The following is a 16,067-nucleotide window of genomic DNA, read 5'->3' as shown; positions in this document are numbered from 1 at the left end:
TTAATTATGTCTATTGTATCAAATTCCTTATGCATATGAATGTAATCCTGCGATTACTAAATTTACTGCTATTAAATTGAACATGATGATTAAAAAGCCAACAACACTTAGCCATGCAGATTTTTCCCCATGCCAGCCTCTTGATAGACGCAAGTGTAAATAGGCTGCATAAAATAAAAATGTGATTAAAGCCCATACTTCCTTAGGGTCCCATCCCCAAAACCTGCTCCATGCTTCTTGTGCCCATATCATAGCAAATACAAGTGCACCTAATGTAAAGACAGGAAATCCAATTGCAACGCCTCTGTACGATATTTCATCCAATAACTCAGGGTCTATATGCTTTAACTTTGGTTGAATATATGCAGCTATTCGTTTACGGCAGAGCATCGTTATCAAAATGTACAATAAAGAGCCGGCAACAAACGACCACAATAAACTATTTAAATTTTTTGCTGCGTTTTTCCCATCCATCCAAGAAGGGGTTTCAAAAAGTGAGCTCGGATTATTACTGTTGACTTCTGAATCATCTGGACTTACAATAGCTGGAAGTTCGTATGTGACAGTAATCATACGTTCATTTTTATCATTCCAAATAAATGTAGTACTATAATCCATAAGATTAAACGAAAAACTGATTAAAATAAATCCAACAACAGATAGCAATGAATAAAGGATAAACTCTAACCAAAATGTCATTTTATTGAATTTTGATTGATCCACATTACGTATTAAATATATAAGTCCAGCAACAAAACTAATAGACAAAAGTCCCTCACCAAGAGCTGCTGTAGTGACATGGATTTTTAACCAGTCACTTTGAAGCGCTGGTATTAATGGTGAAATTTCTTTAGGAAACATACTTGCATATGCGATGATCAATAGTGCAATCGGCATTGTGAATATGGCTAAAATATTTGTTTTATATATTCGATAGATGATTAAAAATGCAAAAACGAGCATCATACCAAAGAAAGTGATGAATTCAAAAAGGTTGCTGACAGGTGCATGACCACTCGCAAACCATCGAGTTACAAAATATCCAGCTTGGAATAAAAATCCTAAAATAGAAACAAAATATCCGATTTGCCCCCATTTATTAGATTGTTGTTTCTTTTTTTCACTTGGCATAGCCATCGAAAAAGGAATTATTGCAATTAAATAGACAAAAAATGCACAATATAATAAGATACCGCTTACTTCTGCCAAAATTTTCTCCCCCATCTTTGCAAATTCATAGGAATTAAAATTCCAATTTTAAAAGCCAGTAAATCCCCCGAATATATTATTTGTAAGAAACGAAATGATTTTAGTCATCCAATCAAAATACAAAAAGATTCCCATTATAATCATTAGATAACCGCCAATATTCATAAAAATACCGCTGTGCACTTTGAACCATTGAATTTTTTCAACAAAGAAAGTGAGTGCAAAAAAAGGAATAGCAAATCCTAAGATATAAAAAGACATGTAAATTAACCCCGACCCAGGATTCGTAATTCCTAGAGCCATGACAGCAGCGAGTATCGGCCCTGTACATGGCGTCCACCCAGCCGCAAAACCTAATCCAATCAGGACAGACCCAAAATATCCTGAAGGACGTTTAGTAAAACGAACTCTTTTATCCTTCATTAAAAACTTAATACTTAAGTTCCCGGTTACAAGTAGCCCGAAAAATACGATGACCACGGCTCCAACTTGACGAAAAAGATCTTTATATTGCATAAACAGTTGGCTGAATAACGAAGAGGATAATCCTAATACAAGGAAGATAATTGAGAATCCAGCAAGAAAGAACAAGGTATGAAGAACCGCATGCTTTGATATCCTGTTTGATTCTTTCAAGTCCTGTAAAGATACACCAGTTATATAAGACACAAAGGCTGGGTAAAGCGGCAAGGAACAAGGCGAAAGAAACGATAAGAGTCCAGCAGTAAACGAAAAAATCAGATTTATATCATTCATAAAAGTCACCCTATACTTATCCTATATTAACAGGTAAAAACACCCGTTGAGATTCGGGTGTTTATTACCTGCAGGTTCAAATTTTATATAAACAATACCAAAGAGGGAGGTATTGGGAATGGAAATGGATTATTCTTTTTGTTATCTGCTTAGTAATGGTAAAGCATCAATTGCATTTGATTTACTTGAATTCCATTCCCCTTGATGAAGCTCAAAATGGAGATGTTGACCTGTTGATCTGCCCGTATTGCCTTGATAACCAAGCTGTTGCCCTTTTGTTACCGTTTCTCCTGAATCTACAAGGCGGCTTTTCATGTGAGCATAGACAGTAGTATACAACTGACCATTGATATAATGTGTTAGATATACTACATTACCATAGCTCGATGAATAATAAGAACGCAGCACTGTCCCATTAGCTGCAGCAACAACTGGTACGGTTCCTGCTTTAGCAATATCAAGACCCGCATGCTCTTTTCCCCATCTAGGACCAGTCTTTGAAGTAATTATACCTTCAGTTGGAAATAAAAATGAACCGCTCCCACTATTTGATTTTGGCTGAGAATTGTTGTTTTGGCTCATTGCAGATTCTCGTTTTGCACGAGCGATTTCTGCTTTCTTCGCTTTTTCTTGGTCGTCTAGAAGTTTATTTTTCTCCTCAAGATCTAAGATATAGGAGTTAATCTCACCTTCTTTATTCTTCAAATCTGATAATATTATATTTTTTTTATTCCGCTGATCGTCAAGAACTTTCATTAGCTTTTCAAGTTCAACTTTGGTTTCTTCCAGTGTTAATAGCTGATTTTCGATTTTAGCCTTTTTAATGTCCAATACATTTAGATCTGCTTTATGTTCTTCGATGATAGATCGGTCTTGGTCAGCAATCGTATTTAAAGCTATGACTCGATCTAAGAAATCGCCAAAGCTTTTTGAACCCAATACAACTTCTAAATAGCTGGTTGCACCTCCATCCTCATACATGGCAGACACTCTTTCTTTTAGAAGTTTGTCTCTCTTTTCAATTCGTTTTTCTATAATAGCAATCTCTTTCTTTAAAGTTTCTATATTTTTGGTTATCTCTTCGATTTCTTCCTTCTTCGATTCTAATTCTCGCGTTTTATCCATGATCGATAAATCGAGTCGTTTAATCTCAGAAGAAATGGTTTCTTTTTTAGTGACTATTTCATTCTTTTCTGCTAATTTCCCTTGCCGTTTTTTATCATTCTCCTCTTTTTTTTCCTTTATCTCATCCAAGGTTGTTGCGTTTACAGTTGTTAATTCATTTGCAATACCTAACTGCAAGGTAAAGAATGCAGTCATTAAAACTAGTTCTTTCTTCAAATTCCGAGCCTCCTGACACCAAAATCTGACACTATAATTGTTTATTCGAGTTTCTAGGACACACTCACTATAATTGAAAAATGTGTGGAAACTGTGAAGAAATGCACCCTTTTATTTTTCATTTTTATTACAAAAAAAAGAGAGGATACATATACCTCTCTCCAATTCTAATTTTTTTGTGTTTAGTGTACTTTTTGATTAATAGGGATACTTACTATAAATTCTGATCCCTTACCTGGATCACTTTTAACTTCTATTGTTCCATCGTGAAGTTCAACTAACTTTTTTACGATAGATAAGCCTAATCCAGAGCCACCGTGTTGCCTTGATCTTGATCGCTCCACTCGATAAAAACGGTCAAAAATAAAAGGAAGTTCTTTTTCTGGAATTCCTTTTCCAGTATCTTTGACACGAATTCCAATAAATTTTTTTGATTTGTTTATTTCCAATATAACACTTCCGTGATCTGTATAACGAATGGCATTTTCTAAGAGATTTAATAATATTTGCTCGATTCGCAAGGCATCTGCGTAAAGATAAGCTTCTTCTGTATTTTTAATAAACTCAATTCCTATATCTTTATCTCCTGCCCGCAGTTTTACTTTAACAAGGATAGATTCGGCAAGTTCAATAATATCAATTTGTTGTTTTGTTAGCTGAAATTGGTCGATATCCATTTTTGATAAATCAAAGAGGTCGTTAATCAAGCCTTTTAATTGCAAAGAAGCCCGATTAATGGTATCTAAGTATAAAACTTTTTCATTATCATCTTTATAAAGTTTATTTTTAAGTGCCTTTGAATACCCTTCAATATAGGTGATAGGTGTACGTAATTCATGCGAAATGGAAGCTAAAAAATCTTGCCTCGAATCACGGTACTGTTTTAGTTCCACTTTCAATAAATTTATTGCCTTCCCGAGTTGACCCACTTCATCATTGGAAGAATATTCAACCGGTACACCGAGATTACCTTTCGCGATTTCTTTCGTTGCTTTTTCCATTTGTAATAATGGAGCAGCCAGTTTTCGTGAAAGAAAATAAGTGAAGCCAAGCATAAGAAAGAAAGCACCGATTCCTACAAGTGTAAGTAATAGGCGAACCTTTTTTATCGATTCATGAATCTCTTCAATCGATGAAAGTACAAAAACACTGCCTTTAAAAGTGTGGTTATTCTTTATTGGTTTTCCTGCCATTAGATGATGAGCCTTCGAAATAGGTTCTTCATATTCTTTATTTATTGTCTGCCCTCTAGATAACAAATTGTTGTTTTTTGTTGAAATCTTTTTGCCTTCTTCCAAGCCCTCCACGCCAGTACTAGCAATTATATTCCCCTTAGAATCTGTGATGAATATATCAGTCCTTGTTAGTCTGGACAGAGATTCAAACATACTAATAAACTCTTTATCATTTGTGTTGTTGATTGAATGGGCATACTGCTCAGATAGTTTATTTATATTTTGTCTTACTTCATTATAATAAAAACCCGAAAATCCTTGGTAGATTACAATACCTGTAGGGAATAGCACAACTAAGAAAAGTAAAATAAAACTTCCACTTATCTTAAAGATGATACTATTCTTCATTACACTTGTTCTCCTGGTTGAGAGAATTTGTAACCTACGCCCCAAACCGTTTTTATTGGATCAAAAGAAAGTCCCTTTTCTCTTAGCTTTACTCTAATATTTTTAACATGTGTGTCTACGACCCTGCCATCATATGAGTAATATTCACCCCAAATTTTGTTTAAGAGAACTTCTCTCGTCATAACCTGTCTAGGATTATTAGCTAAAAATATGAGCAACTCTGTCTCTTTTGGCGTAAAGTTGACACTCTTCTCGTTTGCGAATACTTCTCGAGCTCTAATATTAATCGTTAAATCCTCAATTATTATTTCATTTTCTTTCTTTTCCATTGTATTTAAGTAAGACACTCTTCGCAGCAATGCCTGAACTCTAGCCAACAACTCATCAGGTTCAAATGGCTTTGTTATATAATCATCCGCCCCAATATTCAAGCCCATAATCTTATCCTGTACATCGGATAAAGCAGTAAGCATTAGGACAGGTGTTGTACTTTTCTCACGTATTCTCATACAGATTTCCCATCCGTCTATTTCTGGCATCATAATATCCAATATAACAAGATCTACTTTATTTCTTGTCAATACATCTAGAGCGCGCTGCCCATTATCTAATTCAAGAAGGTGATAATAATCACGAAGATAGATACGCAATAAGTTTCTCATGTCCCAATCGTCATCAATGATCAATATGGTTTTCTTGTACATTCTTTTTCACCTCAATTAATATGATTTCAAAATCGCTAAGATCCAATACGCACTTGCAGTAACAAATCCAAAGGCCGTCAGGAAAAGAAAAAGTTGTAAATTAGTAAGTTTCATATCGCCCACCTCCAGTACATTAAACTCAATTTTTCAATATACATGTGCATATATTCATATATTCATTCTATATGAATTCTAGTAAATTTAAATATTTGCATTGGAACAATAACGTGACAGTTCAATTTAGAATATTGTGATTAAATACATTGTCTTTAATAGAATGTGGGTTTTCATTTTATCCAGCCCTAAATTAATGATCAACATAATAAGATATACTATGGCTACTTAAAAATAACTTACCTCGATAGTATAATAATATTTTTAATGCTATTATATGAACATATGCACATAAATACCATGAAGGGAGTGATCATATTGTTTAATATTTCAAAAGAGACGATGGAGTTTGTAGGACCTACACTTTTGATAGTTATAGGAATTGTATTCTCATTTATCTTTGTCGTTTTCATAAAGAAAGTGTCCAAGAAGCAAGAGGAGCATGCAAATCGATTTGAGCAAGAAGTCTTAGCCTCTAAGTGGCTCATGGAGGAAAAGAAAAAATCAAGTTAGATTATAAAAAAACAGTGCGCTGTATGCACTGTTTTTATTGTAAGCTGTTCATATGATTCATTAGATACTCTGCATCATTTCCGACTCCATAGAGCAGCCCTGATCCTCTTCGATACTGCCAGGGCAAACCTAAAAAGTATAGCCCTTTAACTTTAGTAACGCCTCTTTGATGAATAGGTTTTCTATCGTAATCGAATAAACCCTCAATTTGTATCCAGCTAAAATCGGATTTAAAACCTGTCGCCCAAACAACATTATCAACCATTACCCTGCTCACATCTTCAAACATGATCTTGTCATTTTCTACACTAACAGATCGTGATTTTAAAATTACCTTCTTTTCTATTATCGCTTTTTTCAGTTCAAGACCAAAAATTGGATCAGGCTGACGGCTCAAAAATCGCCCTATTGTGGTATTTACGTGTGATTGTAGAAGTCCTAACTTTTGAAACCACCAAAAGATGCTCTTATTTCCGATTACTTGCGGAAAGAACTTCATTTTATGTCCTACAGACAAGTACACTTCTTTGGTCTTGGACAACTCAACGGCGATCTGAGCACCAGAATTCCCACCACCAACGATCAACACTGATCCACTTTTGAGCTGTTCTGGAGATCGATAACCTGAAGAATGTACTTGAAAAACCTCATTGGAGAACTGATGTGAAAACTCAGGTATAAATGGGACCTGAAACGGCCCCGTAGCCACAACTACATTATCTGAAAGAAAATCGCCTTGGTTCGTTTTAACTACAAATCGGTTATCCTCTTTATGCAAACTATAAACGTTAGTGTTTAATTGAAGGGGTAATGAAAATTTTTCAGCATATGACGCAAGGTAGTCTGCTACTTCATATTTTGTCGGATAAACGTCTTGATCCCCTTCAAAATAGCATCCTGGAAGTGTACTATATGACCGCGGCGTGAACAGAACGAGAGAATCATAACGCTTTCTCCAAACATCCCCAACATTCTCTTCTTTACCGATTATTAAAAATGAATGTTTTGCCTTCTTTAAGTAATAGCCCATCGCTAATCCTGCTTGACCAGCGCCAATCACAATCACATCATAATTCATGCTTATTCCCCCCAATTAGAACAGAAATGGCTATCCCTTTGGGACCCGATAATCCTCAGCTGGTAATTCATCAATGCTATATAACTTATCTTTTTTGAACCAACCGATAAAGATCCTCAACAATACCGTTCCATATATAATCTCTTGTCCGATTTTCATGATTACTCCTCCAAGTTGCTGATCATACAGAGGTGTATAGGAGAGGTAAGTGATCGACGATCTGTGTTGATACATCTGATACAATATGTCTTTTGCAAAAATGATTAACGCACATGCTGGTGTGAGCAGTACGCCCATGGCAAAGATGTATCCTGTCTTTTGAAGGCTTGATAATTCTTTTCCGGTTTGAACATTTGATATTATAGGAAACCACATCATAATTGATGTAATAAATAAAACAATATGATAAAAATCCATCGCCCAAGGGTTAGCCATCAGCGTGTCAAAAACATTTGGAAAATGATAAATCGAAAACAAGGAATTGAATACTAGTATCGCTAACAAGGGTCTTGTTGCAAAGTGGACCATTTTCTTGATGGATGATACCTGAAAGAGATAGGTAAACACCCATTCCGGGAGCCCTGCAATTAATAATGGTGGTACCATCAGATAGGTAATTGTCATCTGTACCATATGTACACTGAAGAGATAATGATGTCCGATCAGACTTAACGGACTGCCCTCTGCAATAGCCCAAAGAATCAACCCACTACAAAAAAGTGCCCTCTTCTTAATGCTTACACCATCCAAATGTGGATTTAAAATTAAAACTCTCTTAGTTACTAAAGAAAATATAAAGCCTAGAAAAACAATTAAAAGTAAAATGTCAATCTTCCAAAGCTCAAAGAATGGATAAGTTGTTAAAACGTTATTCACAAGTACCTCCTTGGTCTAAATCGTTGTTCATTAGGAAAGATTCTCTTATAATAGATTCATGTATTAATAAAGAAGGGGTTGCACATGGGAGAACAGGAACAACATAATAAAAAGCTGTTTATTGATTTAGATGAAGAAACACTTTTTATGGTCGGTCAATGTTTTAAAGCATTATCCGATCCAACAAGGTTACGCATCTTAAATTTGTTACTACATGGTGAGCAGTCTGTAAATGAGATTGCCGACAAACTCTCTCTTTTACAATCTACAGTTTCCCACCAATTACGATTTTTGAAAAATGTTAGATTAGTGAAATCAAGAAGAGAAGGCACAACAATTTATTATACTACAGATGATGAACATGTCATTGACTTGTTAAAACAAAGCATTGACCATGCAAAACATACGTAAAAACGAGCCCTGAAAAGGGTTCGTTTTTTAATTGCAATGCCCTTGGTGCTGATGCCCTTCTCTTTCTTCATCCACTTCAATCGTCGTATGATGAATATGGAATTCATCGTGCAACACTTTTTTCACTTGATTCAAAACTTCCTTGTAATCAGCTGATGTTTCTTTTACTACATGGCAGCTGAGTGCAGGAAAATCAGATGTGATCGACCATACGTGGAGGTCGTTAACTCCCTTCACCTCGGGAAGTGATAGTATAACTTCTTTTACTTTTTCTACGTCTAAATTTAATGGTGTTCCTTCCATTAAGATATGGAAGGAATCTTTTGTTACTCTCCAGCCACTTATGATGATTAATACCGCAACAATGATACTCGCAATCGGGTCAGCGATACTCCATCCCAAGAACATGATGAGTAATGCTGCAACGATTGCTCCGACTGATCCTAACATGTCGCCAAGCACATGTAAAAATGCACTACGCACATTTAAGTTCTCGTCTTTATCGCCTTTCATCAAAATATAGGCAGCTGCTATGTTTACAAGCAATCCAATGAAAGAGATGATTAACATTCCTGAGCTCACCACTTCTGGAGGATCTACTATACGGTGATAAGCTTCCCAGAAGATATAAAGTGAGATTAAGATTAAGGTAATACCGTTTAAAAACGCCGCTAGAATCTCAAAACGTTTGTATCCAAACGTCTTTGAATGGGTGGCTTTTCGTTGCCCCATCGTAAGAGCTAAAAAGCTAAGTCCAAGTGCCGCAGCATCACTCAACATATGCCCTGCATCGGAAAGGAGAGCCAAACTGTTAGTCCAAAGGCCACCAATGACCTCAACAATCATAAAGCTCGCAATTAGAAAAAATGACCATTTTAATGCGTTTTTGTTATTACTTCCATGATGGTGATGTCCATGATCGTGAGAGTGTCCCATAATTTCCACCTTCTTAAATATGAATATGTGCTCATGTATATTATGCACAATATCCGCTCAGCGTGCAATCATACAAAGAGAAAAAGTTAATACATAATTAGAATAAACAATTGTAAATAAACTTAATCCTTTGTGTCTATCGATCATTTTTTCACATTAAAAAAAGCCCAATAAAGGGCTTTTGAATTAACGAAGAAAATAAACTGTTTGAGCAATGGTGAATGTAACCGTAATTGCAATAACAGTTGGTATCAGAAAAGCTAAAAACGTCCATTTTTTACTCTTGGTTTCTTTGTATATGTTCACGAGTGTTGTCCCGCATGGAAAATGCAACAATGAAAATAGCATCATATTCAATGCAGTAAGCCACGTCCATCCGTGCTCTACAAAGATTTGCTTCAAATCTACCAGGTTATCGACTTCTGTTAATGACCCGGTGGAAAGATAGCCCATTAATAAGATTGGCAAAACGATCTCGTTGGCGGGCAATCCAATCAGAAAAGCCATGAGTATGAAGCCGTCTAACCCTAGCATCTTACCGAAAGGATCTAAGAAGTTTACGATATACATCAAGATACTTGTATCCCCAACATAAATGTTAGCAATGACCCATGTTAAAATTGCAGCTGGCGCAGCAACTTTAATTGCACGGCTAAGAACTGATAAAGATTTTGTCAATGATGATCTTATGACTGTGTCAAAGAATTTCGGTCTTCTATATGGCGGCAATTCTAGAGTATAATGCGTAGGCACTCCTTTTAGAGCTGTTTTGGAAAGAACCCAAGAAACAATAAAGGTTACAATTACACCAACCATTACAATTCCAACGATAACAGAAGTCGTCACGAGTGATTTAAGACCACCTGTATATCCTGCTGCCATAAAAAGTGATGCAAGAACAATCAGGGTACCCCAACGACCGTTGCAAGGAACGAAGTTGTTCGTAAGGATGGCAAGCATCCTTTCTCTTGGAGATTCAATGATTCGAGACGATAACATCGCTGCAGCATTACAACCGAACCCCATCGCCATTGTTAAAGACTGTTTTCCATGTGCCCCTACACTCTTGAAAATTCGATCCATATTGAAGGCAACACGTGGTAGATAACCATAGTTTTCAAGCAAGGCAAAAGTAGGAAAGAAAATAGCCATAGGAGGAAGCATTACACTTATCACCCATGTAGTCCCCCGGTATAACCCAAGTACCAATATACCATGAAGCCAATCAGGAGAATTCATATACATAAAAAAGGCAGTTAGATGATTTTCTAGCCAGCCAAAGAAAGTAGCAAGCATCGATGACGGTATGTTAGCCCCTGCGATAGTTAGATAAAACACGATTCCAAGCATTATAATCATAATCGGGAATCCAAATATCGGGGAAGTAAAGATGGCATCTAGTTTTTCTGTTCTTTTATCATTCTTCTTATTTTTATGAATGACACTAGATTCGCATAATTGTTGACTCTTTTTATACAGATTTTGAACGATCTTATCCCGCATATGATCATCAGAGATTTCTTGAGCATACGCATATAAGTTTCCCAAACTTACTGAAGTTTTCTGTTGGAATCCATTTTGCATGATTATCCCCCCTTGACCAATAAGCGTTTTTCCATCTGCTGAAATAATGAATCATCTCCGTCAAGCAAGCGTAAAGCTACCCATCTTGACGAAATACTATCTTCAAGATACTCCCGTACGAGCGGTTCGATCTGGCGAATCTTTCTTTCGATCTCTTCATCATAAAAAATAATTTCAGGAGTACACACGATCTTTCCCGTATGGATTCTATCAATCGTATCTAATAAAAGGGTAAAACCTGTTTTATTTCTCGCAGATATTTTTATAACAGGTACACCGAGTTTCCTTGTTAACGCTTTTTCATTTATAGATATGCCTTGTTTATCTGCTTCATCAATTAAATTGATACAAATGATCACATTCGTTGTCATCTCTAAAACTTGTAAGGCTAAATTAAAGTTGCGCTCTAATGATGTAGCATCTAAAACGACCAGTGTTACATCTGGCTTTTCAAAAACGATATAATTCCTTGCGACTTCTTCATCGGTTGAATTTGAGAATAAGGAATACGTACCTGGCAGATCAATTATTCTTACCGTTTTGCCTTTATGTTCAACTTTACCTTCTGCGAGTGAAACAGTCTTACCAGCCCAATTACCGGTATGTTGTTTTAAACCTGTTAACGCATTGAACAGCGTGCTTTTTCCTGTGTTTGGGTTGCCTGCTAACGCAACAGTATAAGAGTTTTTCATGTTAGACCAACTCCCCTTCTATCCTCTGGCTTTCTTCTTTTCGTAAAGCAATGGTAGTTTGGCTTACACGGAATGCCATCGGATCCCCTAAAGGACTTCTTCTTATCACTTCAACAACTGCCCCTCGAACAAAACCTAGATCCAGTAAACGTCTTCTCATCACACCTTCTAAATCAATTGAAGTGATCCGGATGAAGCTTCCGATCTTGGCATCGTATAATTTTATTACTTTAGCTTCGTCCATCCGTGTTTCCCCCTGTCCCAATTGTTTCCCATAGGCAACTTTTAGTATCATAATAAGAATGTATTCATACTTTGTCAATTGATTGCTATTAAATCACCAAATCCAAAATTATCCATAAAAAGGACTGCCTTTTATGGCAGCCGGAGAGTTCAGCATTTGTGGTTTTAGTGAATAAAAAGCAACGAGTATGGAATTAAAAAACCAAAGCTAGTGTATAAAAGCCATTCAAAAATCGTAACATCTTTACTTTTCCTTAAAAACTCATGGAGGGTTACAAAACTAAGTGTTCCTATCGATGTACCCATTAAAAGCGTATTTACTTTTATATTTTGAAGATATAAAAACGCATTGCCAATTAATGCGCTAATACCGAAGAAAAACGCAAGAATCAAACAAGTTAATGTAAAGAGATAGAAAGAAACATTTCCATATAAAGCAGATGACATAAGTGCTAGTCCTTCCGGTATGTGATGAAAAAACATGGCAAGTAAAAATGGTGAAGAAAATATGGAGTTTGAACTCTCGTTTATTAACAACCCTACACCTACGCCAGTGGGAAGGTTATGGAGGATTAAAGCAACTACTAAGAACATAAAGGATTTTTTGTTCCCCTTATGGAAAAATTGATCAGTAATTTTCATTAAAAGTGCACCAGCTATAAATCCAAGAATAATTCCCTTTGTCTCAAATAATTCAATGGCTTCTGGGATGATTTCATTTAGTAATAAACTTAGGATGATTCCTCCTGAAAACAATAAGACTAATTTCCTCCTTTTGAATACCACATCTTTTAGAAGTTGGAGACTACCACCACCAAGGAACGTGCCTAAAAACACAAAAACAAAAACCCCTAACCCAATAATGATTGAATTCATCTCGTTGTCTCCTCTTTTTTTGTCCCACCCACTTTCACCATATTCTATTGGCTTTTTGTTCATTCCAAATAAGAATTTTATAAATAGGATGTACAATAAATAACCTTACAAAAAAAAAACAATTGACAGGATACTTGTATTAGGCATAAAGTGTAGTTATTAATCATAAAAGTTGCATAAGGGAAACTTTTTAAGAGGAGGTCAAGTATGGATAAGGAACTGGAAGAAAAGGAACAAGTCTCTCGTCGTGATATTTTGAAAATGGGATCTGTCGGAGCCATTGGACTTGCAGGAAGTTATTTTTTGAACAAGGTTGCTCCATTTACAGGAACGGTTAACGCCTCATCTCACAACAATCACAAGAAAAAGAATAGTCATGCTAATCACGCGAACATGTCGGATAAATCCAAAACAAACGGCTATAAGATGGCTGAGAGATTGCTTACTGAATTTGATTATGGAAAAGTCAGCACCCTGCCGAATGGGCAAACACTAAGAACGTACGAAGTCGTTGCGGTTGATAAAGAGATCGAGATCGCTAAGGGAATCAAGTTTCCAGGCTGGACGTACAACGGAACCATCCCTGGACCAACATTCCGTTGTACAGAAGGTGACATGCTGCGTTTCAACTTTGTTAACAAAGGCAGTCACCCGCACTCGATTCATTTCCATGGCATCCATCCTCCCGAGATGGATGGGTTAGATCCGATCTATCCAGGTCAATCTTTCACGTATGAATTTGAAGCGAAGCCTTATGGATTACAGATCTATCATTGCCATGTACTCCCTTTGGCACGACATATTCATAAAGGACTTTATGGAAACTTTATCATCGATCCTAAGAAACCGAGAAAACCTGCAATAGAACTGAACATGGTGATGAACGGTTTTGACTTGGATTTAGACGGAGAGAACGAATTTTACACCGTGAACGGTTATGCGTTCGCGTTTATGAATCATCCGATAAAGATAAAAAAGGATGAGCTTGTCCGTATTTATTTGAGCAATCTAACGGAATTTGATTTGTTGAACTCGTTTCATCTTCATGCCAATTACTTTACGTATTATCCGACTGGAAGAGACGACAACCCTTCCCAGTTCACTGATACGATCATGCAATGTCAAGGTGAACGCGGGATTGTTGAAGTCCGTTTCCCATACAAAGGAAAATATATGTTCCATGCTCATGTCAGTGAATTCGCTGAACTAGGTTGGATGGGATTCTTTGAGGTCGAGTAAAAGGAGGGGTGAAGATGAAAGCAAAATGGTGGATTGCAGGACTTATTCCGTTGATTTTATTAGTTGGCGTATTAGCTTGGGTGTTAAAAAACGGGGCTGGTGTTGAACAAGATCCAGCCGCACCGATTGAAGTCTTAAACATCGAAAGAATACAAGTAACGGTTTCTGGATTCGAAGTGGATGTGAGCAACACAGGACCAGAAACCCTAAAGATTTCACAGGTAATGGTGGATGATTCGGTATGGGATTTTACGGTCTCTCCTAGTCAGACACTAAAGCGATTTGACGAAGGTACCGTCATGATCAATTATCCTTGGGTCGAAGGTGATCCTCATGCTATAAAACTGATTACGGAGAACGGCATCATCACGGAAGGTGAGATTCCAGCTGCAACGTTAACACCCAAGCCGACTTTGGAAAACTTTTTGAAATATGGCTTTATCGGATTTTATGTCGGGATCGTCCCCATCACACTAGGCTTGTTGTGGTATCCGTTCATGAAGCGTTTTAAACGTAAATGGATCAATGCAATATTAGCATTAACGGTTGGTTTATTGCTGTTCCTTTTCGTCGGAACATTAGCAGATGGATTCGAGATTGGAGCTGAAGCACCATCTGTCTTCCAAGGAAACATGGTGGTCATCATCGGAGCTGCTCTTACCTTCCTCCTTCTGATCGGCTTTGACCAGTATCAGCATAAGAAACAGGAATCTAAAGGGTATTCTCCTTATGCTTTAGCTTTACTCATGGCAACAGGGATAGGACTTCATAACTTCGGTGAAGGTCTTGCCATCGGCTCTTCTTTCGCCTTAGGTGAAGCCGCACTCGGAACCTTTTTAATCATCGGGTTCACATTGCATAACATCACAGAAGGCATCGGGATCGCTGCACCATTGTTAAAGACCAAACCACGGTTTAGGGACTTCGTACTCCTAGGATTGATCGCAGGGGCACCCGCCATCTTGGGCACTTGGTTCGGAGGCTTTGTCTTCTCTCCGATCTGGGGAGCATTATTCTTAGGAATTGGAGCAGGTGCGATCCTGCAAGTTATCTTTGTTATCACTAAGTTGCTCATCGAAGACCATAAAAAGTTCAGAGAACCATCTGTCTCTTGGTTAAACCTAGCTGCATTCTCAGTTGGGATGCTCATCATGTACTTTACGGCGTTTTTCGTAAAATATTAAGGAGGGATAGCGATGTTAGGACCAGGAAGTTTGGTATTAGTAGGAGCTGCTGCTCTCATCGTCTTCGGGCCGAAAAAACTACCCGAACTAGGTAAAGCAGTAGGAGCGACACTGAGAGAGTTTAAAAAATCTACCAATGAACTTATGGATGAGGATGAAAGAAAAACGCAAAACAATAAAGATTAATACCACTAAAAAAATAATCAAAACATTAGAGGCTGCTAAGAATTTAGCAGTCTTTTATTACAAATATAGTATAATTTTACAATCACCTAAAAGGCTAAACTTATAAAGGATTAAATAAATTCCCTAAAGAAACGGAGGATCTAATAATGTTTCGGGATTTTGGCCAGAGAATGAGGGTTTATAGAAATCAAAGTAATGTGACTTTAATGGAACTTGCATATAAGTTAGGGGTTTCTAAATCGTATTTAAGTAAACTTGAAAATGGTAAGACGACTACTATTAAACTTACTAATCTTCAATTATTACATGATGAACTTAATCTGTTTCCAAATATTCCAAACGAATGGAGGCACGATAACATTTCTTTACGATTGTTACGGGCAAACCAACAATTACATTCCATTTACAAACAGCAACCCCATCTAGTTGAATCCATTTTAACCAATCTAGAGCAAAACATTCAATTGCAGCTGGACAACGAATAATGGCTCAATATAAATAGTAAAAAAACGCTTGGAAAACCTACTCCAAGCGTTTTGTAA

18 protein-coding genes are annotated in these 16,067 nt (G+C 36.8%); 6 read left to right on the top strand and 12 right to left on the bottom strand.

The genetic code is table 11. From position 1 onward, the window contains the following. Nucleotides 1-27: 27 nt before the first annotated feature. The 5 genes from ccsB to IHV11_RS01640 form a co-directional block, all read right to left on the bottom strand. Nucleotides 28-1,209 (bottom strand): c-type cytochrome biogenesis protein CcsB, encoded by a 1,182-nt coding sequence (gene ccsB, locus IHV11_RS01660; RefSeq protein WP_197129748.1) that lies wholly within the window; start codon nt 1,207-1,209, stop codon nt 28-30. 48 nt (nt 1,210-1,257) lie between these two features. Next, complete coding sequence (locus tag IHV11_RS01655; RefSeq protein ID WP_197129745.1) at nt 1,258-1,965, bottom strand: cytochrome c biogenesis CcdA family protein; 708 nt, start codon at nt 1,963-1,965, stop codon at nt 1,258-1,260. Between the two features lie 141 nt (nt 1,966-2,106). Further along, the gene (locus IHV11_RS01650; protein WP_197129742.1) at nt 2,107-3,306 is read right to left on the bottom strand and encodes a murein hydrolase activator EnvC family protein; all 1,200 of its coding nucleotides are present in this window, start codon (nt 3,304-3,306) and stop codon (nt 2,107-2,109) included. A gap of 182 nt (nt 3,307-3,488) precedes the next feature. After that, complete coding sequence (locus tag IHV11_RS01645; protein WP_197129739.1) at nt 3,489-4,889, bottom strand: sensor histidine kinase; 1,401 nt, start codon at nt 4,887-4,889, stop codon at nt 3,489-3,491. Beyond that, complete coding sequence (locus IHV11_RS01640) at nt 4,889-5,593, bottom strand: response regulator transcription factor (RefSeq protein ID WP_197129736.1); 705 nt, start codon at nt 5,591-5,593, stop codon at nt 4,889-4,891. Before IHV11_RS01640 ends, IHV11_RS01645 begins: the two co-directional genes overlap by 1 nt. A 432-nt stretch (nt 5,594-6,025) precedes the next feature. Here IHV11_RS01640 and IHV11_RS01635 point away from each other — a divergent pair, with 432 nt between their 5' ends. Then, a complete protein-coding gene (locus IHV11_RS01635) occupies nt 6,026-6,220 on the top strand; it encodes a hypothetical protein (protein WP_197129734.1) in 195 nt (64 codons plus the stop codon). Between the two features lie 34 nt (nt 6,221-6,254). Here IHV11_RS01635 and IHV11_RS01630 read toward each other — a convergent pair whose 3' ends face one another. Together IHV11_RS01630 and IHV11_RS01625 are read right to left on the bottom strand one after the other, a co-directional pair. Continuing rightward, the gene (locus IHV11_RS01630) at nt 6,255-7,298 is read right to left on the bottom strand and encodes a flavin-containing monooxygenase (RefSeq protein ID WP_197129731.1); all 1,044 of its coding nucleotides are present in this window, start codon (nt 7,296-7,298) and stop codon (nt 6,255-6,257) included. Between the two features lie 30 nt (nt 7,299-7,328). Continuing rightward, the gene (locus IHV11_RS01625; protein ID WP_197129728.1) at nt 7,329-8,174 is read right to left on the bottom strand and encodes a cytochrome c oxidase assembly protein; all 846 of its coding nucleotides are present in this window, start codon (nt 8,172-8,174) and stop codon (nt 7,329-7,331) included. An 84-nt stretch (nt 8,175-8,258) separates the two neighbouring features. Between IHV11_RS01625 and IHV11_RS01620 the strand changes: the two genes are divergently transcribed. Further along, on the top strand, nt 8,259-8,585 hold the full coding sequence (locus IHV11_RS01620) for an ArsR/SmtB family transcription factor (RefSeq protein WP_197129725.1): 327 nt from the start codon (nt 8,259-8,261) through the stop codon (nt 8,583-8,585). A gap of 27 nt (nt 8,586-8,612) precedes the next feature. Here IHV11_RS01620 and IHV11_RS01615 read toward each other — a convergent pair whose 3' ends face one another. The 5 genes from IHV11_RS01615 to IHV11_RS01595 all read right to left on the bottom strand — a co-directional run bounded on the left by IHV11_RS01615 (nt 8,613) and on the right by IHV11_RS01595 (nt 12,916). After that, nucleotides 8,613-9,521: a cation diffusion facilitator family transporter gene (locus IHV11_RS01615; RefSeq protein ID WP_197129714.1), complete on the bottom strand. Its 909-nt coding sequence runs from the start codon at nt 9,519-9,521 to the stop codon at nt 8,613-8,615. 186 nt (nt 9,522-9,707) lie between these two features. Continuing rightward, nucleotides 9,708-11,105 (bottom strand): ferrous iron transporter B, encoded by a 1,398-nt coding sequence (locus IHV11_RS01610; RefSeq protein WP_197129711.1) that lies wholly within the window; start codon nt 11,103-11,105, stop codon nt 9,708-9,710. Nucleotides 11,106-11,107: 2 nt separating this feature from the next. Then, the gene (locus IHV11_RS01605) at nt 11,108-11,797 is read right to left on the bottom strand and encodes a FeoB small GTPase domain-containing protein (RefSeq protein WP_197129709.1); all 690 of its coding nucleotides are present in this window, start codon (nt 11,795-11,797) and stop codon (nt 11,108-11,110) included. Between the two features lies 1 nt (nt 11,798). Beyond that, nucleotides 11,799-12,041, bottom strand: a complete 243-nt coding sequence (locus tag IHV11_RS01600; RefSeq protein WP_197129705.1) for a FeoA family protein — start codon at nt 12,039-12,041, stop codon at nt 11,799-11,801. A 164-nt stretch (nt 12,042-12,205) separates the two neighbouring features. After that, nucleotides 12,206-12,916 (bottom strand): ZIP family metal transporter, encoded by a 711-nt coding sequence (locus IHV11_RS01595; protein ID WP_197129702.1) that lies wholly within the window; start codon nt 12,914-12,916, stop codon nt 12,206-12,208. A gap of 207 nt (nt 12,917-13,123) precedes the next feature. On the opposite strand from IHV11_RS01595, the gene IHV11_RS01590 reads away from it, so the two are divergent. The 4 genes from IHV11_RS01590 (at nt 13,124) to IHV11_RS01575 (ending at nt 16,010) form a co-directional block, all read left to right on the top strand. After that, nucleotides 13,124-14,155 (top strand): multicopper oxidase domain-containing protein, encoded by a 1,032-nt coding sequence (locus IHV11_RS01590; protein ID WP_370568612.1) that lies wholly within the window; start codon nt 13,124-13,126, stop codon nt 14,153-14,155. A 14-nt stretch (nt 14,156-14,169) separates the two neighbouring features. Next, on the top strand, nt 14,170-15,339 hold the full coding sequence (locus IHV11_RS01585; RefSeq protein WP_197129699.1) for a ZIP family metal transporter: 1,170 nt from the start codon (nt 14,170-14,172) through the stop codon (nt 15,337-15,339). A 12-nt stretch (nt 15,340-15,351) separates the two neighbouring features. Further along, a complete protein-coding gene (locus IHV11_RS01580) occupies nt 15,352-15,525 on the top strand; it encodes a twin-arginine translocase TatA/TatE family subunit (RefSeq protein ID WP_197129696.1) in 174 nt (57 codons plus the stop codon). A gap of 146 nt (nt 15,526-15,671) precedes the next feature. Then, nucleotides 15,672-16,010, top strand: a complete 339-nt coding sequence (locus IHV11_RS01575; protein WP_197129693.1) for a helix-turn-helix domain-containing protein — start codon at nt 15,672-15,674, stop codon at nt 16,008-16,010. The last annotated feature ends 57 nt before the right edge of the window (nt 16,011-16,067 follow it).

Source organism: Fictibacillus sp. 26RED30 (assembly GCF_015903845.1).
Taxonomy (GTDB): Bacteria; Bacillota; Bacilli; order Bacillales; family Fictibacillaceae; genus Fictibacillus; species Fictibacillus phosphorivorans.
The sequence above is the reverse complement of the archived record's forward strand: the minus strand, read 5'-3'. Positions and strand labels throughout refer to the sequence as shown.